At 68.4% G+C, this 24,024-nt stretch carries 23 protein-coding genes; 4 read left to right on the top strand and 19 right to left on the bottom strand.

Annotated features, from left to right (window positions below; translation table 11 throughout):
* Window position 1: 1 nt before the first annotated feature.
* From ABL312_RS12125 to ABL312_RS12060, 14 genes are all read right to left on the bottom strand, one after another.
* Entirely contained in the window at window positions 2-952 is a 951-nt protein-coding gene (locus ABL312_RS12125; protein WP_349357637.1) for a cation transporter, read from the bottom strand.
* Between the two features lie 293 nt (window positions 953-1,245).
* Window positions 1,246-2,769 carry a DegQ family serine endoprotease gene (locus ABL312_RS12120; RefSeq protein WP_349357636.1) on the bottom strand — a complete coding sequence of 508 codons (1,524 nt, stop codon included), beginning with the start codon at window positions 2,767-2,769 and terminating at the stop codon, window positions 1,246-1,248.
* 329 nt (window positions 2,770-3,098) lie between these two features.
* The gene (locus ABL312_RS12115) at window positions 3,099-3,284 is read right to left on the bottom strand and encodes a DUF2065 domain-containing protein (protein ID WP_349357635.1); all 186 of its coding nucleotides are present in this window, start codon (window positions 3,282-3,284) and stop codon (window positions 3,099-3,101) included.
* Entirely contained in the window at window positions 3,281-4,219 is a 939-nt protein-coding gene (gene hflC / locus ABL312_RS12110) for a protease modulator HflC (protein WP_349357634.1), read from the bottom strand. Before hflC ends, ABL312_RS12115 begins: the two co-directional genes overlap by 4 nt.
* Window positions 4,219-5,400, bottom strand: coding sequence for an FtsH protease activity modulator HflK (gene hflK / locus ABL312_RS12105; protein ID WP_349357633.1), 1,182 nt, complete (start codon window positions 5,398-5,400; stop codon window positions 4,219-4,221). Before hflK ends, hflC begins: the two co-directional genes overlap by 1 nt.
* A 242-nt stretch (window positions 5,401-5,642) precedes the next feature.
* Window positions 5,643-6,896, bottom strand: coding sequence for an NAD(P)/FAD-dependent oxidoreductase (locus ABL312_RS12100; RefSeq protein ID WP_349357632.1), 1,254 nt, complete (start codon window positions 6,894-6,896; stop codon window positions 5,643-5,645).
* A gap of 53 nt (window positions 6,897-6,949) precedes the next feature.
* Complete coding sequence (gene fghA, locus ABL312_RS12095; protein WP_349357631.1) at window positions 6,950-7,792, bottom strand: S-formylglutathione hydrolase; 843 nt, start codon at window positions 7,790-7,792, stop codon at window positions 6,950-6,952.
* 51 nt (window positions 7,793-7,843) lie between these two features.
* Window positions 7,844-8,410 (bottom strand): GNAT family N-acetyltransferase, encoded by a 567-nt coding sequence (locus tag ABL312_RS12090; protein ID WP_349357630.1) that lies wholly within the window; start codon window positions 8,408-8,410, stop codon window positions 7,844-7,846.
* Window positions 8,407-8,823 (bottom strand): helix-turn-helix domain-containing protein, encoded by a 417-nt coding sequence (locus ABL312_RS12085; RefSeq protein ID WP_349357629.1) that lies wholly within the window; start codon window positions 8,821-8,823, stop codon window positions 8,407-8,409. The genes ABL312_RS12090 and ABL312_RS12085 overlap by 4 nt, the downstream gene beginning before the upstream one ends.
* A 40-nt stretch (window positions 8,824-8,863) precedes the next feature.
* On the bottom strand, window positions 8,864-9,976 hold the full coding sequence (locus tag ABL312_RS12080) for an S-(hydroxymethyl)glutathione dehydrogenase/class III alcohol dehydrogenase (RefSeq protein WP_349357628.1): 1,113 nt from the start codon (window positions 9,974-9,976) through the stop codon (window positions 8,864-8,866).
* A 130-nt stretch (window positions 9,977-10,106) separates the two neighbouring features.
* On the bottom strand, window positions 10,107-10,631 hold the full coding sequence (locus ABL312_RS12075) for a dihydrofolate reductase (protein ID WP_349357626.1): 525 nt from the start codon (window positions 10,629-10,631) through the stop codon (window positions 10,107-10,109).
* 251 nt (window positions 10,632-10,882) lie between these two features.
* On the bottom strand, window positions 10,883-11,830 hold the full coding sequence (locus ABL312_RS12070) for a transposase (protein WP_349357457.1): 948 nt from the start codon (window positions 11,828-11,830) through the stop codon (window positions 10,883-10,885).
* 808 nt (window positions 11,831-12,638) lie between these two features.
* The gene (gene ilvC / locus ABL312_RS12065) at window positions 12,639-13,658 is read right to left on the bottom strand and encodes a ketol-acid reductoisomerase (RefSeq protein ID WP_349357625.1); all 1,020 of its coding nucleotides are present in this window, start codon (window positions 13,656-13,658) and stop codon (window positions 12,639-12,641) included.
* Between the two features lie 70 nt (window positions 13,659-13,728).
* Window positions 13,729-14,403, bottom strand: coding sequence for a TetR/AcrR family transcriptional regulator C-terminal domain-containing protein (locus ABL312_RS12060; protein ID WP_349357624.1), 675 nt, complete (start codon window positions 14,401-14,403; stop codon window positions 13,729-13,731).
* Window positions 14,404-15,006: 603 nt separating this feature from the next.
* On the opposite strand from ABL312_RS12060, the gene ABL312_RS12055 reads away from it, so the two are divergent.
* Window positions 15,007-16,770 (top strand): hypothetical protein, encoded by a 1,764-nt coding sequence (locus ABL312_RS12055; protein WP_349357623.1) that lies wholly within the window; start codon window positions 15,007-15,009, stop codon window positions 16,768-16,770.
* A 205-nt stretch (window positions 16,771-16,975) separates the two neighbouring features.
* Here ABL312_RS12055 and ABL312_RS12050 read toward each other — a convergent pair whose 3' ends face one another.
* A complete protein-coding gene (locus tag ABL312_RS12050; protein WP_349357622.1) occupies window positions 16,976-17,887 on the bottom strand; it encodes a PhzF family phenazine biosynthesis protein in 912 nt (303 codons plus the stop codon).
* A gap of 413 nt (window positions 17,888-18,300) precedes the next feature.
* Between ABL312_RS12050 and ABL312_RS12045 the strand changes: the two genes are divergently transcribed.
* Both ABL312_RS12045 and ABL312_RS12040 read left to right on the top strand, forming a co-directional pair.
* On the top strand, window positions 18,301-19,518 hold the full coding sequence (locus ABL312_RS12045; RefSeq protein WP_349357621.1) for a hypothetical protein: 1,218 nt from the start codon (window positions 18,301-18,303) through the stop codon (window positions 19,516-19,518).
* Window positions 19,519-19,662: 144 nt separating this feature from the next.
* Entirely contained in the window at window positions 19,663-20,376 is a 714-nt protein-coding gene (locus tag ABL312_RS12040) for an SDR family NAD(P)-dependent oxidoreductase (protein WP_349357620.1), read from the top strand.
* Between the two features lie 10 nt (window positions 20,377-20,386).
* Here ABL312_RS12040 and ABL312_RS12035 read toward each other — a convergent pair whose 3' ends face one another.
* Window positions 20,387-21,265 (bottom strand): SMP-30/gluconolactonase/LRE family protein, encoded by an 879-nt coding sequence (locus ABL312_RS12035; protein ID WP_349357619.1) that lies wholly within the window; start codon window positions 21,263-21,265, stop codon window positions 20,387-20,389.
* 54 nt (window positions 21,266-21,319) lie between these two features.
* The gene (locus ABL312_RS12030; protein WP_349357618.1) at window positions 21,320-21,790 is read right to left on the bottom strand and encodes an Lrp/AsnC family transcriptional regulator; all 471 of its coding nucleotides are present in this window, start codon (window positions 21,788-21,790) and stop codon (window positions 21,320-21,322) included.
* Between the two features lie 148 nt (window positions 21,791-21,938).
* On the opposite strand from ABL312_RS12030, the gene ald reads away from it, so the two are divergent.
* Window positions 21,939-23,072, top strand: coding sequence for an alanine dehydrogenase (gene ald, locus ABL312_RS12025; protein WP_349357617.1), 1,134 nt, complete (start codon window positions 21,939-21,941; stop codon window positions 23,070-23,072).
* A 247-nt stretch (window positions 23,073-23,319) separates the two neighbouring features.
* On the opposite strand, the gene ABL312_RS12020 is transcribed toward ald, so the two are convergent.
* The gene (locus tag ABL312_RS12020; RefSeq protein ID WP_349357616.1) at window positions 23,320-23,592 is read right to left on the bottom strand and encodes a glycine zipper domain-containing protein; all 273 of its coding nucleotides are present in this window, start codon (window positions 23,590-23,592) and stop codon (window positions 23,320-23,322) included.
* A gap of 140 nt (window positions 23,593-23,732) precedes the next feature.
* Entirely contained in the window at window positions 23,733-24,005 is a 273-nt protein-coding gene (locus ABL312_RS12015) for a glycine zipper domain-containing protein (protein WP_349357615.1), read from the bottom strand.
* Window positions 24,006-24,024: the final 19 nt, after the last annotated feature.

Below are 24,024 nucleotides of genomic sequence, written 5' to 3'. Positions count from 1 at the left end.
GTCAGGCCGGAACGAGCGCGTCCGGCCAGCGGCGCGGATGCTCGGTGACGAAGACGATGACATCGGCGCCCGGCAACTCCGGTTGAATGTCGGCGATCAGGCGCAGGTTGAGGGCGTCGACCTCGCGCGCACGCACCAGCCGTCCGGGATCGTAATAGACGGTCACCACGTGGCTGCGGCCGACCTTGATCACCGAGAGATCGACCAGCGTGCCGCCGTCGTCCGCGAGGGCTGCGCGCAGCGCCCGCCGGGCGGTGGCAATGGTCTTCGGCTCGGCCGTGGCGCCGGCAAGCTCGGACAGGCCCTGCATCAAGTCGCGGCGATACTGGCCGAGCACCAGCAGACACAGGCCCATGACGACGATGGAATCGCCGACCGGCGCGACCGGTGCCAGAAAGCCGTCGCGGAACAGATAGATCGCGCCGAGACCCAGCCCGGCCGAGGCGGTCATCAGGCCGTCGAAGAGGGCCGCCTTGGATTCCAGACGCAGGATGTCGCTCTTGCGCCCGGTCCGGATCCAGGCATAGCGCTGCCATCCCCACAGCAGAAGGCAGGTCGTGCCGATGACCGCGAAATAGGCCAGCATCGGGGCGAAGCGGAGCTCGGGGCCTTGCGCGCCGGTCAGATGATCGTGGATCTGCATGGCGGAGGTGGCCACGGCGAAGACCACGAGCCCCAGAAGGGACAGCGCGCGGAAGGTGGTGAACAACGCCTCGTCGGCCGCGTAGCCAAGCGGTCGGATCCGGTCCGGACCCGCGTCCACGCGCCGGCTGATGCGCTGTCCGAGATAGGCGGCGAGAAAGCCGATCAGCGAGAAGAGCCCGTCCACAAGGATCGCGGTCGAATTGGACAGCACCGCGGCGGCGACGCCGACGGCCCCCATGAAGAGATTGGCGGCCATTCCGACAAGAAGCGAGCGGCTTTCGAGGCGCGCCATGCGCGTGCGGTCCATGGTGATGCGTCCGTTGGAGGGGCGCGGCCGGAAAAGCCGCCGCGGGCAGACGATGACGGGAAACTGACGGGACTTGAGCGCGTTCCCGCCGAGCGCCTTGCGACATTAGCACGTGTCGATCGGCCGGGCCACGTGCGGGGCCGGGGGGACGTCCGGCGTGAAAGGCAGGGAAGAAAAAAGGGCCGCGACATCGTCGCGGCCCGGTATCGCTTGTTCGCGGTCGTGCATGCGCAGTCCTGCCCGTGGCGCTTGCCGCGGCCCGGTCGCTCGGACGCCGGCCGGATGCGCCCGGCTCACTCCTCGATGGGCAGGGGAATGAAGCGGACCTCGCCCTGCGCATTGGAGATCAGCAGCAGGGCGAGACGGCGGTCGTCTTCCTTCAGCTCCTCGATCCGGTTGCGGATGTCGGCGGGGGTGGAAACCGCTTCCTGGGCGACCTCGACCACGACGTCGCCGGCGCTGATGCGCTTTTCGGCCGCGTCCGAGCCCTCTTCCACGGCCGTGACGACCACGCCCTCGACCTCCTCGGAGATCGAATACTGCTGGCGCAGCTCGTCGCTCATCGGCGCGAGGGTCATGCCCATCATCGATGTCGCCGCCGGAGCCTCGTCGCCCGGGGGCGTGGTGCCATCCGCGCTGGCGACATCGGCCTCCTCGAGCCGCCCGAGGGTGACCTGAACGGTGACTTCCTCGCCCTTGCGCAGGACGATGACGTCGACCTCCTCGCCCACGGCCGTGTCGGCGACCATGCGCGGCAGATCGCGCATTTCCGGCACGCGCTGGCCGTTGAACTCGAGGATCACGTCGCCCGCCTCGAGACCGGAGGCTTCCGCCGGACCGCCCTCGGTGATGCCGGCGACAAGCGCGCCCTCGGCGGCGTCCATGCCGAGGCTTTCGGCGATCTCGTCCGTCACTTCCTGGATGCGCACGCCGAGCCAGCCCCGGCGGGTCTCTCCGAACTCGATCAGCTGGGCGATGACGTTGGTCGCGATGGAGGAGGGGATCGCGAAGCCGATGCCGATCGATCCGCCGGACGGCGAGATGATCGCGGTGTTGATGCCGATCACCTCGCCGGCCGCATTGAACAGCGGGCCGCCGGAGTTGCCCCGGTTGATGGACGCGTCGGTCTGCAGATAGTTGTCGTAGGGACCGGAATTGATGTCGCGGTTGCGCGCCGAGACGATGCCGGTCGTGACCGTGCCGCCGAGGCCGAACGGGTTGCCGATCGCCATCACCCATTCGCCGACGCGCATTTCCTCCGACGCGCCGAAGGACACCGCCTTGAGCGGGGCATCGGGCTCGACCTTCAACACGGCGATATCCGTCTTGGGATCGGTGCCGATCACCTCGGCCGGCAGCTTCGTTCCGTCGTTGAAATTGACGTTGATCTCGTCGGCACCCTCGATCACGTGATTGTTGGTGACGATGATGCCTTCCACGCCGTCCAGCACGAAGCCGGAGCCGAGCGACTGCACGCGGCGGGGCCGGTCGGGGCTGCGCTCCTGACGGTTGAAGAACTCGTCGAAGAACTCCTGGAAGGGCGAGCCCTCGGGAACCTGCGGCCGGGGAACGGAGCGCTGGGCGGTCACGTTCTGCGCGGTGGAAATGTTCACGACCGCGTCGAGCAGAGACTCGGCAAGGTCGGGCACGGACTCCGGTCCGTGCGCGGCGGCGACGCGCGGCTCGGCGATCGCGAGCCCGGCGCCGACCACGGCGATTGTCGCGGCAATCGCGATCCGGCGGGCGAGACGCGTCGCGCGGCCGGCGCGCGGCGCGCTGGCGCCGGGCAGCACGCCGTCGGTGTAAAGCTGGGCCATGGGCCGTTGTCCTCCAGTCATGATGTCAGTCAACCGGGATTAAGTGGTCAGCCGGGAATACGCGATCCGCCAGGGAACGGACTTGCGCAAGGCCACAAGCTCCACGAAGGGCATCGCTTCCGCCGCTGCTCCCGCGAAGTCTGTCCCGTCTGGCGCGGCCGCTCAGCATAGCCCGCTTCGCGCGGGTCGGGGAAGCGGGCCGGCGCCGACCGGCGATCACGATCCCCGGATCTCGTTCCGTGCCGCCGCGTCCGGTGATCCGAAGCCGGCGATTCGACCCGGGTATGCCCGGACCGGCGATACGAGATCATCCCCGGACCGGCCACACATTATCCCCGAACCAGCCACACCAGGGCGACGCCGGCGGCAAGCGCCACGAGGCCGGCGGTGCGCAGGGTCTGATCCGGCAGATCGAGCATCTGCCGGATCGCGGTCTTCATCGCGCCCGGCGCCAGCGCATAGAGGGTCCCCTCCAGCGCCAGCACGAGGCCGAGCGCGACAAGCAGTTCGCTCACCGCTGGACGGCGGCGGTCGGCGTTTCACCCGGCGCCCGGGTGGCCGGAGCGCGCGTCGGCGACAGTTCGGTGCCCCGCGGGTCGCGGAAGTAGCGGAAGAACTCCGAGTTCGGCGACAGCACCATGGAGGTGTCGCCGGCCTGGAGCCCCGCCGCATAGGCCTGCATCGACCGGTAGAAGGAGAAGAACTCCGGATCGCGGCCGAAGGCGTCCGCGAAGATGCGGTTGCGCTCGGCGTCGCCATCGCCTCGGATGATCTCGGACTCGCGGTTGGCCTCGGCGATGATCACCGTGGCGTCACGGTCGGCGCGCGAGCGGATCCGGCGGGCCTGTTCCTCACCCTGGGCGCGGATCTCGGTCGCTTCCCGCTGACGCTCCGTCTGCATGCGGCGGAACACCGCGTCGGAGTTGGTCTGCGGCAGGTCCGCGCGGCGGATCTTGACGTCGACCACCTCGATGCCGATCGGCGCGGCGCGGGCCGCCACGTCGGCGCGGATCTCGTCCATCAGCTCGGCACGCTCGTCCCGCACGACCTGCACGAAGGTCGCCCGCGCCAGCACCGAGCGCAGGCTCGACTGGAGGAACGTGGCGAGACGCTGGTTCGCCTCGTTGGTGTTGTTCACCGTCTGGTAGAACAGCACCGGGTTGGTGATCCTGTAGCGGGCGAAGGCGTCCACGATCAGCCGCTTCTTGTCGGAGGCGATGGCCTCGATCGGCGGCATGTTGAGGTCCAGCACGCGCTTGTCGAAGTAGAGCACGTTCTGCACAAAGGGGATCTTGAATTTCAGGCCCGGGTCCTGTTCCGCCGTCTTGATCTGGCCGAACTGGAGCACCAGCGCCTGCTGCGCCGGATTGACGATGTAAATCGACAGGTAAAGAGCGATCGCGGCGACCGCGATCACGATCCCGCCGATGCCGAGAAGACCGTTCTTCATTACTGGTTCCCTCCGGTGCGGCTCTGACCCTGATTGCGGTTGAGCTGATCGAGCGGCAGATACGGGACGACGCCCGAGTTGCCCGCGCTTTCGTCGATGATGATCTTGTTGTTGGCGCCGAGCACCTGTTCCAGCGTCTCGAGATACAGGCGCTCGCGGGTCACGTCCGGCGCCTTCACGTATTCGTCGAGAACCTTGATGAAGCGCTGCGCCTGACCGTTCGCCTCGGCGATGGTCTGGTCGCGGTAGGCGTTCGCGGCCTCGAGCACGCGGGCGGCCTCGCCTCGCGCTTCCGGCACGATCCGGTTGGCGTAGGTCTGCGCCTCGTTCTGGATGCGCTCCTGGTCGGCGCGCGCGGCCTGCACGTCGCGGAAGGCCTCGATGACCTGCTGCGGCGGGTCGACCTTCTGCATCTGCACCTCGGTGACCTCGACGCCGGCGCCATAGCCGTCGAGCGCGGTCTGCATCAGCTCCTGCACGGCGATCTGGATCGGCGTCCGGTTCTCGCCGAGAATGGCGTCGATGCGGCTTTCGCCGACGACCTCGCGCATGGCGCTCTCGGCCACCGCCTTCACCGTGCCTTCCGGGTCCTGGATGTTGAACAGGAAGTTGGACACGCCCTCCGGCGTGTTGCGGATGCGCCACTGCACCTTGAAGTCGACGTCGACGATGTTCTCGTCGCCGGTCAGCATCAGGCTTTCCTCGGTGACATCGGTGATCGACACGCGGGCGCCGCGCACGGTCTCGCGCATGCCGACCGTGAGCTCGCGGATGCGCTGGACTTCCGGCGTGTAGACGCTGCCGACCGGGTAGGGCCAGTTGTAGTTCAGACCCGGCGCCGTCTGGTTGGACACCTCGCCGAAGACGAGTTCGACGCCGACCGCGCCTTCCTGCACGCGGTAGAAGCCGGTCGCGAGCCAGATCGCGGCGGCGATCACCACCGCGAGCAAGATGCCCTTGCCGCCCAGATTGCTGCCGCCGGGCAGGACGGATTTCAGCGTGTTCTGGCTGCGTTTGAGAAGCTCTTCCAGATCGGGCGGGTTGCCCCCGCCACCGCCGCCGCGCTGCGGACCGCCGCCCCACGGGCCGCCGCCGCCGCCGGAACCGCCGCCCCAGGGGCCGCCTCCGCCGCCGGACCCGCCCCAGGGGCCGCCGCTACCGTTCTGGTTGCTCCAAGGCATCAAAACATCCTTCGCTGGGGATCCCGCCCGCGGGAGGCGTCGAGATCCGGTTGTGTTCTTGCGCCCCCTCGGCCATGACGGATGAAGCAGGGGCCTTGTCGGGTTATAGGAAGAACGCCGGGGGCTTTCAATGAAGCCCGCGTCGCGCAAACCTTGCGTCGCAGGTGGCGTCGGGGGCCGGCAATGTCAATGTCCGCGCCGCGATATGGCGTCGATTTCCGCTGCTCCCCTGCGGAGATGGTTTACGTCAGCGCGCCGCGGGCGCGTCGGGCGGCCTCGAGACCGCTCTCGCGGGCGCCATGGGCGGTGGAATAGGCGGTCGCGGACACCGCCTCGCCGGCCAGAAGAACCCGCTCGTCAACGCCCTGGCGCAGAACCGCGCGGGCCGCCGCGCGGCCGGGCAGCGCGCAGGAATAGGCGCCGCCGACATGGGCGTCGGTGGTCCAATGGGTGGCGGTGGCGCGGCGGATGCGGCGGCCGATGTCGGCCCCGAAGCAGTCCTTGAGCGCGGCCTTGGCGAAGTCGACCATCGCCGCCTCGCCCTCGGCCTGCAGACCGCGCGCGGTTTCGCCGCACATCTGCGCCACGATCACCGGGTGTCCGAAATGGTTGAGCACGAAATTGATCGGCGCGCGGGCGGGCGTGGCCGGGGTCATCGTGTCGATGTAGCTGGTGTTCGCGACACCCGTCAGCGGCGCGTCGAGCAGGAAGGCGACCTTCTCGGCCACGCCGAGCGGACAGTCGGCGGCAGCCTGCAGCACCTCGTCCGGCAGCTGCGGCGTCATGCGGATCGCGCCGCCGGTCAGCACGTTGGTCGACACGGTGAGAATGACGCAGCGCGCCGACAGCGTGCCGCGATCGGTGGTGACCGCGACCCGCGCCGCCGTGCGGTCGATCTCGCGCACCGTCACGTCGAGATGGACCGGCACGCCGGCCGCGACGCGGGCGACGAGCGCGCCGTATCCCTCGACCACCGGCCAGTTCTCGCCGGTGTCGGCATAGGCGGCGAGATCCAGCGTCGAGATCCGTTCCGGCGGCAGAGAGGACAGAAGCGTCATCCAGTGGCGGGCGAGCGGCCACCACGGACCGGCGGTGTCGCACAGGCTTTCGGCCGCCACGTCGCGCCCGGCCGCGCCGGCGGCCTCCGCCGCCTCGAAGGCCGCTTCCACCGCATCCCAGGCGGCGGTGGCCTCGGCGGATGTCGCCTTTGCGCCGTCGAGATAAAGGCTCGCCGAGCGTCGGGTGCCGCGCGTCTCATAGGCGATCCCGAGCCGGTCGGCCGCCTCGCGGAACGGGTTGCGGGAGGCGGAATGCAGCCAGTGACAGCCGCGGTCGAAGGGGATGCCGGGAAAGATGCGCTCATCCGTCCAGGCGCGCCCGCCGACGCGCGATTTCGCCTCCAGAACCGCGAAGGAGAGGCCGGAGGCGGCCAGCGCCTCGCCGGCGGCCAGCCCGGCCGCACCGGCGCCGATCACGACGACATCGACCTCATGCATGCGTCCTGCTCCCTCTGTCGCGCGCTGTCTCTCGCGCCGTCCCGTACGTCCGCTCAGCCCGTCAGCCGCTCCGCGTGCCAGGCCATGTGGTCGGGCAGGAAGGTGGAGACGAAGTAGTAGGAGTGGTCGTAGCCGCCCTGCAGGCGCAGGGTGACGTCGACGCCGGCCTTGCGCGCGGCCGCCTCGAACACCCAGGGCTTCAACTGCTCCTCGAGAAACCCGTCGGCCGCGCCCTGGTCGATCAGGATGTCGCCGGCCCAGCCTTTTGTCGCGACCAGATGGGTCGCGTCATGGGCCGTCCAGGCCGCGCGGTCCGTGCCGAGATAGGCGCCGAACGCCTTTTCGCCCCAGGGGCAATTCGTCGGATTGACGATCGGGGCGAAGGCGGAAACGGAGCGGAAGAGCTCGGGGTGCTTCATGGCGAGCGTCAGCGCGCCGTGGCCGCCCATGGAATGGCCGCTCACGCCGATCGCCTCCGCCCAGATCGGCAGCTCCGCCTGCGCCGCGTCGATCAGATCGCGCGTGATGTAGCTTTCCATCGCGAAATGCGGCGCCCAGGGGGCCTGCGTCGCATCGACATAGAAGCCCGCGCCCTGACCGAGATCGTAGGCGGCGTCATTGGCGATGCCGTCGCCGCGCGGGCTGGTGTCGGGGGCGAGCACGATCATGCCGAACTCGGCGGCAAGGCGCTGGTAGCCGGCCTTGGTGGTCGCGTTCTCCCAGGTGCAGGTGAGGCCCGAGAGATAGACGAGCGTCGGACAGGCTTCGCCGCGCAGGGCCTCGGCCGGAAGGAAGGCGGCGAACTCCATGTCCGTTCCGGTCGCAGCGGACGCATGGCGATAGACGCGCTGCGCGCCGCCGAAGGCGCGCGCGGAGGACACAAGCTCAAGCGTCATGAGGGAAAAACTCCAAACGGGTGAGGGTGGGAAAAAGCGGGCGATGCGGTGTCAGGTCCCGGCGGGACGCCGCATGTCGACATGCGGGATGCCATCCTCAGGATAGATATCCGAGACGCAATGAAAACCGTGCGCCTCGTAAAATCCCTGCAGGTGTGCCTGGGCGGCCAGCTCCACGTCGTGGTCGGGGAACAGGCGCGCGCAGGTGGCGAGGCCCGCGCGCATCAGATAGTCGCCAAGCCCGCAGCCGCGCCAGGCCGGAGCGGTCACGATGCGCCCGAGCCGGGCGGCGCGCCCGGCCGCCCGGGCGTCTGCGGGGGCAAACAGCCGCAGATAGGCGGCGAGGTCGCCGTCCTCGCTTTCCACAAGGAAATGCCGGGCCTCGGCATCCTGTCCGTCGATCTCGGGATAGGGGCAGACCTGCTCGACGATAAAGACATCGACGCGGAGTTTCAGGACCGCGTAGAGGCGGGCAAGGGATAGGGCGTCGAAGGCGAACCACCCGGCGCGCAGAGGCGCCCGTCCGGCGACGGCCGGCGGCGCGGGGACGCCGTCAACCGGGGCACCGTCGCGGGGAGCGCCGCCGGTCGCGGTAAGGTCGGTGGCCGTGTCGTTCACGCGGTGTCTTCGCTGTCTTCCGCCTGCGTGCGCGCGGTGCGGGCGAGTTGGGAGATCTGCGCCTCCAGCCGGTCGAGCGCCTCGCCGGTGCGCTCGTGCGCGTCGCGCAGGCTCTTCAGGCTGGAAGCGATCAGCGACAGCTCCGTGCTCATCGGGTCGTCGTCCGGCGCGTCGCCGAGCCCGTAGAGCAGCCAGGTGGGGCTGACCGCGAGGAAACCGGCCAGCATCGTCAGCCGGTTGGCGCGCGGTTCGGAGCGCCCGCTTTCCCAGGCGGTCACGGTCGCCGTCTTGACGCCGAGCCGGCGCGCGAGCTGCGCGCCGGACAGGTTGGCCGCCTCGCGGGCGCGGCGGATGCGCCCGCCGATCGTGTCGCGGTCGCGGGCTTCCGACCAGATGGTCTCGGTTTCGCTCATGGTCGGTCCTCCCGGATGTGCGGCCTGTCGGGGTTTCGCGTCAGTCGAAGGTGACGACGGAGCGGATCGACTTGCCCTCGTGCATGAGGTCGAAGCCTTCGTTGATCTTCTCCAGCGGCATGGTGTGGGTGATCATCGGGTCGATCTCGATCTTTCCGTCCATGTACCAGTCGACGATCTTCGGCACGTCGGTGCGCCCGCGCGCGCCGCCGAAGGCCGTGCCGCGCCAGGAGCGGCCGGTGACCAGCTGGAAGGGGCGGGTGGAAATCTCCTGCCCGGCGCCGGCGACGCCGATGATGATCGATTCGCCCCAGCCCTTGTGCGCGCATTCCAGCGCGGTGCGCATCACGCCCACATTGCCGGTCGCATCGAAGGTGTAGTCCGCGCCGCCCTTCGTCAGATCGACGAGATAGGGCACGAGATCGCCCTCCACCTCCGCCGGATTGACGAAGTGGGTCATGCCGAAGCGCTCGGCCATGTCCTTCTTGGCCGGATTGATGTCGACGCCGACGATCATGTCCGCGCCGACCAGACGCGCGCCCTGGATGACGTTCAGACCGATGCCGCCGAGGCCGAAGACGACGACGGTGGAGCCGGGCTCGACCTTGGCGGTGTTGATCACCGCGCCGATGCCCGTCGTCACGCCGCAGCCGATGTAGCAGATCTTGTCGAAGGGGGCGTCCTCACGCACCTTGGCGAGGGCGATCTCCGGCACCACCGTGAAGTTGGCGAAGGTCGAGGTGCCCATGTAGTGGAAGACCTTCTCGCCGTTCAGCGAAAAGCGGCTGGAGCCGTCCGGCATCACGCCCGCGCCCTGCGTGGAGCGGATCTTCTGGCACAGGTTGGTCTTCGGGTTGAGGCAGTACTCGCACTCGCGGCATTCCGGCGTGTAGAGCGGAATGACGTGGTCGCCGGGCTTCAGGCTGGTGACGCCCTTGCCGACCTCGCGCACGATGCCGGCGCCCTCATGGCCGAGGATCGCGGGGAAGATGCCTTCCGGGTCGGCGCCGGAGCGGGTGAATTCGTCGGTGTGGCAGATGCCGGTCGCCTTGATCTCCACCAGCACCTCGAAGGGCCGGGGCCCGTCCAGCTGCACGGTTTCGATGGTCAGCGGCGCTCCGGCCTTGTGTGCGACGGCGGCACGTACGTCCATGATGTGTCCTCCTGGGGTGCGCGGCGTTTCGCGCGACCGTGTCTCTCGGGTGCGATCCTAGGCGGGGTTGCAGGCGGGCGGCAAGGCCGGCGGGCGACGCGCAGACGCTCAGGCGCGACGTGACTTCGCGTCAGGAGCGACGCCGATAAGTGAGGAAGGTGACGTCAGCGCTGTCCTTCGCGCCACGTTCGGGCGTCTCGCGGGCCACCTCGCGCCACATCCCCGGATCGATCCGGGGAAAATGCGTGTCGCCCTCAGGGGCCAGATGGACGCGGGTGATCTCCAGCCGGTCGGCGAGCGGGAGGGTCGCGGCGTAGATCTCGCCGCCGCCGATCACCATCACCGCGCCGGTGCCTTCCGCGCGGGCCTGCGCGCCGGCCAGCGCGATCGCCGCGTCGAGCGAAGCGACCGTTTCGACGCCCTCATGCGCCCATGCGGCATCCCGCGTCACGACGATGTTGGCGCGACCCGGCAGCGGGCGGCCGATGGATTCAAAGGTCTTGCGGCCCATGATAACCGGATGGCCGAGGGTGAGGCGCTTGAAGCGCTTCAGATCCGTGGACAGGCGCCAGGGCATGTCGCCGTCCGCGCCAATCACGCCGTTCTCGCCGACGGCGGCGACCAGCACGAGTTCGGGCGCGGTGGGATCCGGCATGGGGCGGGTCTCTCCCTATTCGGGTGACAGGGCATGCGAATGGCCTGCGCGAGGAGGGCGGGCCGCTTCGATTCGCCACCTGCTTCTAGCGTTCGACCGATCGGTCTGTCGACCGTCAACATGACTTGGTGTTGGTTGCGGGCAGGAGGGCTCCGATCGTGGCTCCCCGATCCCGGCTCTCATTGCATTCGGCCGGGATGACGCTGAGTATTTGCGTTGCTCACAATGACCAAAAACGCGCACCGGCGTCATCAACTCATTGCGTTGAGTTCGTCTCTCATGCGTGCATTTAGGATGACGACGATCTTTCTCATGACGGCCGTGAGAGCGACGAGCTTCTTCTTTCCGTTTTCGACAAGTCGTTGATAGAAGGGCTTTAACGGGCCCTTGCTGCGTGCCGCGCCAAGGGCGGCCATGAACAGGAGGGAGCGGATCTGCGGGCGTCCGCCGCGGGTCTTTCTGTAGCCCCGGAGTGTCCCGCTGTCTCTGGGGTGCGGAGCAAGGCCAGCGAGAGAGGCGGCCTGCTTGCCGGTCATCGTCCCCAGTTCGGGCATGGTGGCGGCGAGTGCGATGGCGGTTCGCGGCCCCACGCCCGGAAGGCTGCGGTAAAGAGCGATGCGCCGGGCAAGCAGTCTGCAGCGGACGCACAGCGCGTCGATGGCTGTATCGAGCGCCGCCAGTTGCCGGTCCAGCGTCCGCAGGAGCGCCTTGCAGGAAGAGGCAATCAACGCGCAGCCCGGAGACTTGGCCCGATTGAGCTCGGCGACCCGGATCGCCATGAGATCCTGCCTACGGGCCACGAGCGCGGCCAGCCTGGCCTGTGTGTCTCCGCTTGGCTGATGCAGCGACAGGCGCTGCCAGCGCTCCTGCCCGTAGGCGGCGAGCAGACCGGCGTCGATCGCGTCGGTCTTGGCCAGGCGTCCGAAGGAGCGTGCGAAAGCCTTGACCTTCAAGGTGTCGGCCCGGTGGCAGGGGACCCCTGCGGCCCTGAGTTCAACCAGCAGCAGGCGTTCATATCCGCCGGTCGGCTCGCAGACGACCAGCGTGCCGGAAGGCAGGCCGGCGACGAGCTTGCGGATCGCGCGGGTCGTGTTGGCGACGCTGCGCGCCGCATTGCCGCGACAGGCGGAGACGGCCAGCGTCTGCTTCGAGACATCGATGCCGACGACATGGGGTGGGGCATGTTCCAGAAAAGCCATGGCGGTGGTATCCTGATCAGGCTTCGGATTGTTCGCGGGCGTGGTGACAGCCAGAGGCCCCATCAACTCTCCAAGCGGGAAAAGGAAGCGGCAGGGACCCTGATGACGACGGGTGGAAACCCAATCCCGGAACGGTCGCCTGCCACCGGTCTCCCGGCAATCTATGGGCCGGGAGACCGCCCCCACTCTAACACTCCTTCAAACGAACAATCCCGGGCAAGGCGCAGCCGCGACCCGCGATCGGAGAGCCAAATGGGTTCGACTTGATCCCCCGCAGCTTGCCGAAGGCAGGTGCAGAGGGAAAAAGCCGCCGTGGATCGGCCGCAGGCTGGAGCGCCTGGTTGCGCTCCTTGTCGACGAGCGCGTTCGACTTGATCCCCCCGCAGCCTGCCGAAGGCAGGTGCAGAGGGAAAAAGCCGCCGTGGATCGGCCGCAGGCTGGAGCGCCTGGTTGCGCTCCTCGTCGACGAGCGCGTTGGACCTGATCCCCCCGCGTCGTGCCTCCGGCCCGCGCAACAAGAATGCTGTCTTGGCCGACAGGCCAAGCGCAGAGGAAACCAGGCCGTGGATCGCCTCAAGCGGCGATGGTGCTTAATTGCGCTCCTTGTCGACGAGCGCGTTCGACTTGATCCCCCCGCAGCCTGCCGAAGGCAGGTGCAGAGGGAAAAAGCCGCCGTGGATCGGCCGCAGGTCAGAGCGCCTGGTTGCGCTCCTTGTCGACGAGCGCGTTCGACTTGATCCCCCCGCAGCCTGCCGAAGGCAGGTGCAGAGGGAAAAAGCCGCCGTGGATCGGCCGCAGGTCAGAGCGCTTAGTTGCGCTCCTTGTCGACGAGCGCGTTGGATTTGATCCACGGCATCATGCCGCGCAGCTTCTCGCCGACTTCCTCGATCTGGTGCGCGTCGTTGAGGCGACGGGTCGCCTTGAAGCGCGCCTGGCCGGCCTTGCATTCCTGCATCCACTCGGAGGTGAACTTGCCGGTCTGGATGTCGGTGAGGATGCGCTTCATCTCCGCCTTGGTTTCCGGCGTGACGACGCGCGGGCCGGACATGTACTCGCCCCATTCCGCGGTGTTGGAGATGGAGTAGTTCATGTTGGCGATGCCGCCCTCGTAGATGAGGTCGACGATGAGCTTCACCTCGTGCAGGCACTCGAAATAGGCCATTTCCGGGGCGTAGCCGGCTTCCACCAGCGTCTCGAAGCCGGCGCGGATGAGCTCCACGAGGCCGCCGCAGAGCACCGCCTGCTCGCCGAAGAGGTCGGTCTCGCACTCTTCCTTGAAGGTGGTCTCGATGATCCCTGAGCGGCCGCCGCCGACGCCGCAGGCGTAGGAGAGGCCGAGTTCCAGCGCGTTGCCGGAGGCGTCCTGATGGACGGCGACGAGGCACGGCACGCCGCCGCCCTTCTCGTATTCGCCGCGCACGGTGTGGCCCGGGCCCTTCGGCGCGACCATGAGGACGTCGACGGTCGACTTGGCCTCGATCAGGCCGAAGTGCACGTTGAGGCCGTGGGCGAAGGCGATCGCCGCGCCGTCGCGGATGTTGTCGGCGATGTGGTCCTTGTAGATGTCGGCCTGCAACTCGTCGGGCGTGGCCATCATCATCAGATCCGCCCAGCCGGCGGCTTCGGCGACGCTCATCACCTTGAGGCCGTCGGCCTCGACCTTCTTGGCCGTCGTGGAGCCCGGACGCAGGCCGACCACGACCTCGGCGACGCCGCTGTCCTTGAGGTTCAGCGCATGGGCGCGGCCCTGGCTGCCGTAACCTATGACGGCGACCTTCTTCGACTTGATGAGATTGAGATCGGCGTCGCGATCGTAATAAACGCGCATGGTTCGTCTCCCGTTTGGCGTTTCAGGGATAAGACGCCGTCGAGGGTTCGGCGGCGCGGGTTCGCGGTTTTCAGCCCGGCGGTCGGTCTTGCGCCTTGGTCTCGGGCGGAAACTCGGGTGGAAACTCGGCTGGAAACAGGGTGAGAAACTGGTCGACGGCGCGCCGGGCGCGGGCGGCGAAATCGGCCTCCGCGCCGGCGGGCACCTCGCCCAGCAGCCAGCGGCCGTGCGCGTCGCGCACGATCAGGCCGTAAAGCGTGCGATAGGCGTCGGTCGCATCGTTCAGAGCGATGTGCCCTTGCGCGGCACCCGCCTCCAGCAGCGCCCGAGCGCGCTCGGCGATGCGCTCGCGGCCGCGCTCCTGCAGCAACCGGCCGAGCGGCGCGCCCTCGCGGCTGGCATGCGCGATGGCAAGCCGATTGAGCGCCAGCGAGGTGTCGCCGGCGAGCACGGTGAGCAGATCCTCGGCGAAGGTGACGAGCCGGTCGCGGAAGGCGTCGCGGTCGAGCGCGCCGCGCGCCTCATGCGGCACGCGCACCTTGGCCGCCTGATGCGCGACGATGGCCGCCAACAGCCCGTCGCGGTCGCCGAACCACTTGTAGAGGCTTTCCTTGGAGCAGTTTGCCGCACGCGCCAGGGCCGCCGTCGTCAGCGCCTTCTCCCCGCCCTCCACCACAAGCCGCAGCGCCGAGGCAAGGACCTCGTTCTGACGCTCGGTGAAGTCGGGGACGGGAGCGGGGGTCATCGAAAACTCTGACGGGGGCTGAAAGGGGCTTGCGCGGGCGCGCTCGGGTGAATGCGAAAGAGCGGCCTGAACGGTCGCGGAGGGAGGGGTGGTTCCGTGGTCCGAGATCACCGCCAACTGCAGCGCGTTTCGCCGACCGATGAATGCGTACCGTACCGTACGGTTCGTGACGGAGAGTGCCGCGTCGGTGCGTCGGCGTCAAGCGGGAAAATGAGGTTGTGTGGCGATGATGACGACGGGGGAAAACCCAACCCCGGAGCGGTCGCCTGCCACCGCTCTCCCGTCTGCTGAGGGCCGGGAGAGCGCCCGCAGATTAACACCATCGCGGACAAACAATCCCGAACGCGGCACCACCCACCACCGTCCTCCCGGACGCGGCGAAGCGAAGGTCCGGGATCCAATCGGGTCCGGAGCGGTGGGTCGGGGCTTCCGGTGACAGCCGCAAGCGCAGGGACCCTCTCGGCCGATACGGCTGCCAATGGGCGGCCCCGGGTCGCGGCTTCGCCTTGCCCGGTATGACGCTGGTGTGGGCTCTTTCGCCACCCCTTGCGCGGCCGATCGAGACACGCGAAACTGCGGAAGTTTTCAATCGAGGCGCGCGCATTGGCCGATCCGGATTTCGACCGCGTAGAGTTCGAAACGTGGCTCAAGGGGCATCCGCGCGAGGTCGCCGTTGCGCTCGCGTCGCGCGCGGCGCTGCGGGTGTTGCCAATCGTCGGAAGGCATGTGCCGGTCGACGAGGAGTCCGCCGACACCGTTTTTTTGCCGGTGTTGCGTGCTAGCACTCTGGCGTGGGTGTTTGTCGATGACAGGAACCACGCCAGAGTAAAACGCGCCTCCGCCTCCGCCGCCTCCGCCCGCGCCGCCTCCGCCGCCCACGCCGCCTCTGCCGCCGCCGCCTCCGCCCGCGCCGCCTCCGCCGCCCGCGCCGCCTCCGCCGCCTCCGCCGCCTCTGCCGCCGCCGTCTACGCCTCCGCCGACGCCTCCGCCGCCGCCGCCGACTACGCCCGCGCCGACGCCGCCGACGCCGCCAGAGCCGCCGCCAGAGCCGCCGACGACGCCGCTGCCTTAAAGTCAGATCGTGAGGCAATCGAGGACGGTCTATCCGCGCTGGAATTGGTGCGCCGTCCACTCTGGTCAGAGGGGCAGCCCAAGGAACTCACGAACGACTGGCAAAACCTCCGCAAAGATCTCCTCTCCCTCGATCCCATCTGGTCGGTCTGGACCGAGTGGTACGACGACCGGCTCGCGGGACGCCCGGCGGATCTGGAGTTCGAGATCGCGCGAGCGAATCTCCCGGAGGATCTTTGGGAGGAGGGTGCGAAGGCGGTCAACGCGGAACTGAAGCGCATCCGGGACACGTTGCCGAAGAAGGATGCGCAGGCGGTTGCCGAGCGGGACGACGCTTCGTCCAGAAGTCGCGAGGACATACCATCCGAAACCGGCGACCCCGCCGGGGATGCGGTCGGCGAGGCGATAGGCGATGCCGGCTCGAGCGACGATGGGAGCGGGCCTGAAGGCGATTCATCGCCCGCCGGAAACGAGCAGCGCCGGGCAGTCGAACGGGGGCTGATATCGCAGGCGCCCGTGTCGGCCGTGATCGAGGACGGTCGGATCGGCGCGCGGGACAGTCCGCCGGACGCCACGCCGCCGGTCGATCACCCGGAAGATCTCGAGCAGCGGCTGCACGCGCAGTCCGCGCTTGCCGGCAAACTCCTCGCGACGTTGACCGAGATGCCGCACAATCTCGGGCAGTATCTTGCAAGGGATCTTGCACATTTCCAGCAGGTGGCGGAGCGGCGCCCCCCGGTTTGGTACGCGCTCGACGATGCGGCTCAAGATCTCCGCGATCATCTCGGCCTGTTGGAAGACCTGTCCTGGCCCGGCGCGACGCGGCAGGATGTCGAGCGGCTATGCCGGCGCACCGAGGAGCTTCGGCCGTTGCTGCAGCCCAAACAGCCCAAGTCGCCGGAGCCCGATCCGTCGGCTCCCTTGGATCCGCCGCCCGTGCTGGACTTGACGCGGGTATCTGACGATGCGCTCGAAGAGGTTTTCGAGGGCATCGAGGATACGATCCAGAAGGATGGCGGGCGCGTTCTCGCGCCGACAGCCGTTGCGGCAATTGAGCATTACATTGAGGAGGGGCGTGAGGCCGGTGAGCCGTCCGATCCTAGCGCGGCCGGGGAGGCGGCGCGTCGGGGGCGCTTCTCGCGTGCGTTGCGAGGGCTTGCAGGCGTCCTCGGCACCGGCGCCGCTGCAATCTCGGCCGGGATCGCGACGAATGTGCTCACGGTGCCGGAGGCGGCAGCAACGGTGGGACAGCGCTTCAGCGAGATCTTTCAGGTTATTGTGCGGTTCTTTTTCTAGCGGACGCCCGAACCTCCGTGCCTCTCCGATCCCGGGTCGCGGCTGCGCCTTGCCCGGGAGGACGCAGTCTTGTGAGGGGGCGGGATGGGGCGCATGGCTGGCGTCCTCCCGGACGCAGCGCAAGCGGAGATCCGGGACCGGAGAGCCACATCAGGTGCCGTGATGCCCCGGCTCCTGCGAAGACGAAGCTCCTTCGCGTGGCCCCCTACACCAGCAACTCGCCCTTCGACACGATCACCGCCTGACCGCCGATGCGCACGGCGTTGAGCGTGCCGTTGTCGACGTCGATTTCCAGATCGATCATCGAGGGGCGGCCCATGTCGATGCCCTGTTCGATCCTGAGGTAATGCGTGCCGTCGGTGGGCTCGTCGAAATGGCGCACCACGCCGGCGAAGGCGGCCGCGGCCGAGCCGGTCGCCGGGTCCTCGACGATGCCCATGCCGGGGGCGAACATGCGGGCGGAAAACGTGCTATCATGCGCGGTCGTCTGGCGGCAATAGACATAGGCGGCCGGGTGATCGCCGCCGCCGAAGGCGTCGGTCCAGTAGGTCATGTTCGGGCGCACGCGCGACAAGGCATCGAGATTGGCGACCGGAACGAAGGCATAGGGAACGCCGGCCTCGAAGGCCGCGGGGCGGTGATTCTCGAAGCCGACCTCATTGGGTTCCAGCGAGAGGGCCGCGGCGATGATGTCCTTGTCCCCGACCGGATCTGCCGGGCGGGGGAGGCGCGGCACGTCGAACTCGGCGAAGCCCGCCGCGCCGTTCTTCAGCACGACGCCGCAGCGCACGTTGCCGACGGCTTCTTCCAGCATCACCACCGCGTTCTGATCCGCGTCCGTGTCGCCGAAGCGCTCCTTGGCGAGCAGGATCGCCGTGCCCACCGTCGGATGTCCGGCGAAGGGCAATTCGCGGGCCGGGGTGAAGATCCGCAGCTTCGCCGAATGGGCCGGGTTGTCGGCGGGCAGCACGAAGACGGTCTCCGACAGGTTGAACTCGCGGGCGATGGCCTGCATGCGCGCCTCCGACAGCCCGTCCGCGTCCAGCACCACGGCGAGCGGATTGCCGGCGAGCGCCTGGTTGGTGAAGACGTCGAGCACGAAGAAGCGTCGGGCCATGATGCGCGGTTCCCCCTGGGTTGCGGTCCGGATTGCGGTCCGGTTTTGTGGTCTCGGTTGCGGTCCGATCGCGGCGCCGCCGCACGCCTGCGCGAACGACCCCGGCGCGAACGACCCCTACGCGAATGACCGGCGGGCATTGATCTTTTTCAAGGCCGGGTGCCGTCCGGCCGGGCGAGACTGTCGCATGCCGCCGACGCAGTTTCCAGCCGTCGAACGCCCGCGCCGCCGCTTGCGGCTGCGCGATGCGTTAACGCGGTCTTAACCGCGCCGGCGTCCGGGCGCCGCGCGTGGTCGTCGCCTACGGGAGATTACGTGGGACAGCGCGCCGCAGGGTGTCGGGACACGGCGGGATTGCACGTAAATTAGAAAAATCTAATATATGAAAACATGAATTAACTGGAGGGTTGGTCATGCGCTACGCAACCGGTCTCGGCGAACGGTACTCGCCGCTGTATTTTCTCACCGCGCTCGGCGCCGGCGGTTTGTCGGTGGCCTTCTTCATGTTCCTGATGTGGATGACGCCGCATGAGGGCGTGCCGATCGCGACCTTCGACACCGCGCTCGCCGCGTTCCAGGCGGGCGGTCTCGCCATGAAGGCGCTGATTGTCGGCGCCTATCTGGGGGTGACGGTCTTCGTCGTTCTCCATGTCCGCACGCTGGTGTGGAACCTCAGGGAATACGCCGCCTTCAAGCGCACCGACGCCTATCGCGCTCTGCGCGAGAGCAATGCGGAAACGCAGTTGATGGCGATCCCGCTGACCCTTGCCATGAGCGTGAACGCCTCCTTCATCGTCGGCGCGCTCTTCGTGCCGGGCCTGTGGTCGATCGTGGAATATCTCTTCCCGGCGGCGATGGTCGCCTTCCTGGCAATCGGCGTCTATGCCATGCGCATCTTCACCGATTTCCTGGCGCGCGTGCTCACCAGGGGCGGCTTCGACTGCGCCAAGAACAATTCCTTCGGCCAGATGCTGTCGGTCTTCGCCTTTTCGATGGTCGGCGTCGGGTTCTCGGCACCTGCGGCGATGAGCCATTCGCCGGCGGTCACCGCCGTGGCGACGATGCTGTCGCTGGTCTTCGTGGTCGCGGCCCTCCTGTTCGGCGCGATCATGCTCGTGCTGGGCTTCCGCGCGATGATGGAGCATGCCGCGAGCCTCGAGACGACGCCGACGCTGTGGATCCTCATCCCCATCGTGACGGTGCTGGGCATCGCGCTCTACCGGCTGAACATGGGCCTTGCCCATACCTATGGCGCGGAATGGCACGCGGCGTCGGTGTTCTTCTTCCTGTCGACGCTCTTCGCGGTGCAGATCCTGTTCGGCATCATCGGCTATGCGGTGATGACGCGCTTCGGATACTTCGAGCAATATGTGCGCGGGCAGGGCCGTTCGGCCGGGGCCTTCGCGCTGATCTGCCCGGGCGTGGCGCTCTGGGTCTTCGGCAACTTCGTGATCAATGCGGGGCTGGTGCGGCTCGGCGTGGTCGATCCGTTCTCGGTGGTCTGGTTCGCGCTCTATGTTCCGCTCGTGGCGCTTCTGGCGATCACGATCCGCACCTACTTCCGCCTCAACGCCAAGCTCCTGTCGGCGCCTCGCGCGCCGGTCTCCGGGGCGGCCGTGCCGGCGGAGTAACACCGCCCGCCCGACAGCCGCTCAGTCGACCCGACGGGTCGCGCGCACCGCGCGGCCCGTTTGCGTCGTGGGCCGTGCGCCTTTCCATCCACAGGGAAAGGCGTCTCGCGTGAACCGGGGCGGGATCGCGCGCGTATCGCCGGCATGACCTTATCCCTCGACAGTTTTCCGCAAGGCGGCACCGCCGTCGTCATCGGCGCCAGCGGCGGCATCGGCGCGGCCTTCTTCTCCCACCTTGAGGCCAGCGGGCGGTTCGCGCGGCTGGTCGGGCTGTCGCGGGCCAGCGATCCGCCGCTCGATCTTCTGGAAGAAGCGAGCATCGAACGCGCGGCCGCCCATGTGCGCGATCTCGGCGATCTGAGGCTCGTCATCGATGCGACCGGCATCCTGTCGGACGCCGAGATGCAACCGGAAAAGACCCTGCGCCAGATCGATCCGCGGCAGATGGCACGTGCCTATGCGATCAACGCCATCGGCCCGGCACTGCTCTTGAAGCATTTCGGTCGGCTGTTTCCGCGCAATGGCAAGAGCGTCTTCGCGACCCTGTCGGCCAAGGTCGGCAGCATCGGCGACAATGGGCTCGGCGGCTGGATCAGCTACCGGGCGGCCAAGTCCGGGCTCAACCAGATCGTGAAGACCGCGTCCATCGAGCTCGCGCGGCGCACGCCGGAGCTTGCGGTGGTTGCCCTGCACCCCGGCACCGTCGACACGCCCCTGTCGAAACCCTTCGCCAAGGCCGGCCTCACGGTGCGGACGCCGGAAGAGGCCACTGAGCATATGCTGTCGGTGATCGAAAGCCTCGACGGGGGCGAGACCGGCGGCTTCTTCAGCTACACCGGCGAGCGGCTGCCCTGGTAGAGCGGCTGTCTCAGGCGCCGAAGAGATACCCCGGCAGGCCACGCGGACCGGGCGTCAGGCAGTAGAGATAGCCGGACACCGTATCCGGCGCGGCGCCGGGGTCGACGGGTGGCTGCAGGGTCGTGATCGCCAGCGTGTCGAGATCGGGGCCGCAGAAACACGGCATCGTGGGCCTGGGCGCGGGCAGTGGCAGGCTCGCGACGCGGGTGCCGTCGGGCGCGAAGCGGTTGAGCACCCCGGCGGAGACGCCGGCCGACCAATAGTGCCCGTCTGCATCCACCGTGCCGCCGTCCGGCCGGCCCGTCTCGTCGGTCATCTGGGCGAAGCGCCGCCGGTTGGCGATGGCGCCGGTGGCCGGCTCGAAGTCCCAGGCATCGACCCAGCCGGGCCGGCTGTCCGCGTGATAGAGCGTGCGCCCGTCCGGCGACCAGGCGAGGCCGTTCGACACCATCAGATCTTCGACCAGGCGGGTGCAGTCTCCCGTCGCGGTGACGCGATAGAGCGCCGCAATCGGCTGGCGGTCGGGCCGGTCGTCCATGCTGCCGATCCAGAAGGCCCCGTCCGGGCCGACCTTGCCGTCGTTGAGACGCGTATGCGGGCGGTCCGCCTCGATCTCCACCAGCGTCTCGAACCCGCCCGTCTTGAGATCGAGCAGGCCCACCTGGTCGCGCAGGGCGGCGACGAGGGTTTCGGGATTGCGCGTGAGCCCTACGGCGGAGATCACGTCCGGCATGTCCCAGCGCTGTTCGGCGCCGCTCGCCCAGTCGAGCGCATGCAGGCGACGTCCGAGGATGTCGCACCAGTAGAGGCGCTGCGTGCGCGCATCCCAGGTCGGGCTTTCGGCCAGCCGGCATCGGGTGTCGGTCAGGCGCGAGATCGTCGGATCCATGACGGTGCTCCGGTGCGTGTGAGGGGAGATCCGCGCGCAGGTGAGATGCGCGGGTCAGCTCGCCTGCGGCAGGGGAAAGGCGGTCGATTTCGTCACCGTGCGGATCGCGAAGGACGAGCGCATGCGCGACACGCCGGGCAGGCGCGCCAGATGATCGCGGTGAATGCGTTCGAAGTCGAGCGGATCGGCGGCCGCGATCCGCAGCAGGTAATCCGCGTCGCCGGCCATGAGATGGCATTCCATGATCTCCGGCGAGCGGGCGACGGCCCGTTCGAAGGCGGAAAGCACGTCGTTGGATTGCGAGGTGAGCGAGATCTCGACGAAAATGTCCATCCGCCGCCCGATGCGGGTCTGGTCGAGCAGCGCGACATAGCGCTCGATGACGCCGGCATCCTCCAGCGCGCGCACGCGCCTGAGGCAGGCGGACGCCGAGAGGCCGACCGCCTCCGCCAGATCGGCGTTGGCGATCCGGCCGTTTTCCTGAAGCAGGGTGAGGATGTGACGGTCGATCCGGTCGAAGGTCATCGGGCTCGCAGATTATTCGAAAGACAGGGCATGGAGCGCACGAATGTTGCGTTGACGGACGCCCCGACGTCAAGTTCGCAATCACATTCGAGCCCGCCTCGCGTACACTGCATCATAGGGAGACAGTTCTTCAGGGGAGGAGACGACGATGCGCATTGGCGTTCCCAAAGAGATCAAGAATCACGAATATCGCGTCGGCCTGACGCCGGCGAGCGTGCGCGAACTGGCGGCGAACGGCCACGAGGTGGTGATCGAGACCGGTGCCGGCGCGGGCATCAATGCCGCCGATGCGGACTATGAGGCGGCGGGCGCGCGCATCCTGGCGAGTGCGGCCGAGGTCTTCGAGGCGGCGACCATGATCGTCAAGGTCAAGGAGCCGCAGGCGGTGGAGCGGGCGATGCTGCGTCCCGACCACATTCTCTTCACCTATCTGCACCTGGCGCCCGATCCGGAGCAGACGGCGGATCTCGTCAAGTCCGGGGCGACCTGCATCGCCTACGAGACGGTGACGGATGCGCGCGGCGGCCTGCCGCTTCTCGCGCCCATGTCGCAGGTGGCCGGCCGGCTGTCCATCCAGGCGGGTGCCACCGCGCTGGAGCGCGACAGCGGCGGCGCGGGCATTCTTCTCGGTGGCGTTCCCGGCGTTGCGCCGGCCAAGGTGGTGGTGATCGGCGGCGGCGTCGTCGGATCGCAGGCGATCACCATGGCGCTGGGGCTCGGCGCCGACGTGACGGTGCTCGACCGCTCGATCGACGTCATGGAAGAACTCTCCGAGCGCTTCGGGGCGGCCCTGCGCACCGTCTATTCGACGCGTGCGGCGGTGGAGGAATATGTGCTGTCGGCGGATCTGGTGATCGGTGCCGTGCTGGTCGCCGGCGCGGCCACGCCCCGGCTCGTCACGCGGGAGCAGGTGGCGCGCATGAAGCCCGGCTCGGTGCTCGTCGACGTGGCGATCGATCAGGGCGGCTGCTTCGAGACCTCGCGTCCCACGACCCATACCGATCCCACCTATGTGATCGACGAGGTCGTGCACTATTGCGTGGCGAACATGCCCGGCTCCGTGCCGCAGACCTCCACCCATGCGCTCAACAATGCGACGCTGCCCTTCACGCTGGCGCTCGCCAATGCCGGCTACCGGGAGGCGTTGCTGGCCAATCCGCACCTGCTGAACGGTCTCAACGTGCATGGCGGCCATGTGACCTGCAAGGCGGTGGCCGACGCGCTCGGCTATGAGTACATGCCGGCGCTCGAGGCGCTCCGGACGGTGCCGGCCGCCGCCTGACGCTCGCACCCGCAATCCGGGTCGCCGGGTCGATCCGGATGCGGAGACGTCTGCGAAACGTGGCTGCAAGGAACCGCAAGAAGAAAAGGCCGACCGGGGCGCCCCGGTCGGCCTTTTCCGTGTTTTGTGCGTTCGCTCGGTCGCGCGACGCGCTTTTCGCTCCGAAACCGGAGACGCGCTTTTCGCTCCGAAAACGGGGCAGGGCGCCAGACCCTTGCGTGCCGTTTGCGGAGGCGACCGCGCGGATTTACGGGCAGGCGACGCGGTAGCGACGACCGTAGCGGTCCGTCGCGACGCAGTTCTTCGGCGTCGTGGCCGAGCCCGCGGCCGCGCCCGCGACGCCGCCCACGGCCGCGCCCACCAGCGCGCCCCCGGCGCCGCCGCCATCCACGGCCGAACCGATGACCGCACCGGTCGCGGCGCCGAGACCGCCGCCAACCAGGGCCCGGTCGCGCTGGCTGTCGGACTGACATCCCGCGACCAGAAGGGTTGCGGCCGCGCCGATCAGGATATGCTTCATCTCGTGACCTCCAGGTGTTCGGCGCGGCCGGACGAAGTCGTCTCGGCCGCGCCAGGTGGACTCCCGGAGATCCCACCTGCCGAATGCGGCGACGTCAAGGTCTCGCCAAAAGACGAGGTATCGGCGATGGTTAGCGACGTTTACGGGCAGGCGACCCGATAGCGCCGGCCGTAGCGGTCGGTCGCGATGCAGTTCTTCGGCGTGGTGGCCGAGCCGACCATCGCGCCGCCGACACCGCCGACCGCGGCACCCACCAGCGCGCCGCCGACGCCGCCGCCGTCGATCGCCGAACCGATGACGGCACCCGTCGCGGCACCGAGACCGCCGCCGACCAGGGCCCGGTCGCGCTGGCTGTCGGACTGGCAGGCCACCAGCAACAGGGCGGCGCCGCTCACCAGAACAATCTTCAACATCTGCTCACTCCTCACGTTC

The sequence above is a fragment of the Stappia sp. genome, from assembly GCF_040110915.1.
Classification (GTDB): domain Bacteria; phylum Pseudomonadota; class Alphaproteobacteria; order Rhizobiales; family Stappiaceae; genus Stappia.
The sequence above is the reverse complement of the archived record's forward strand: the minus strand, read 5'-3'. Positions and strand labels throughout refer to the sequence as shown.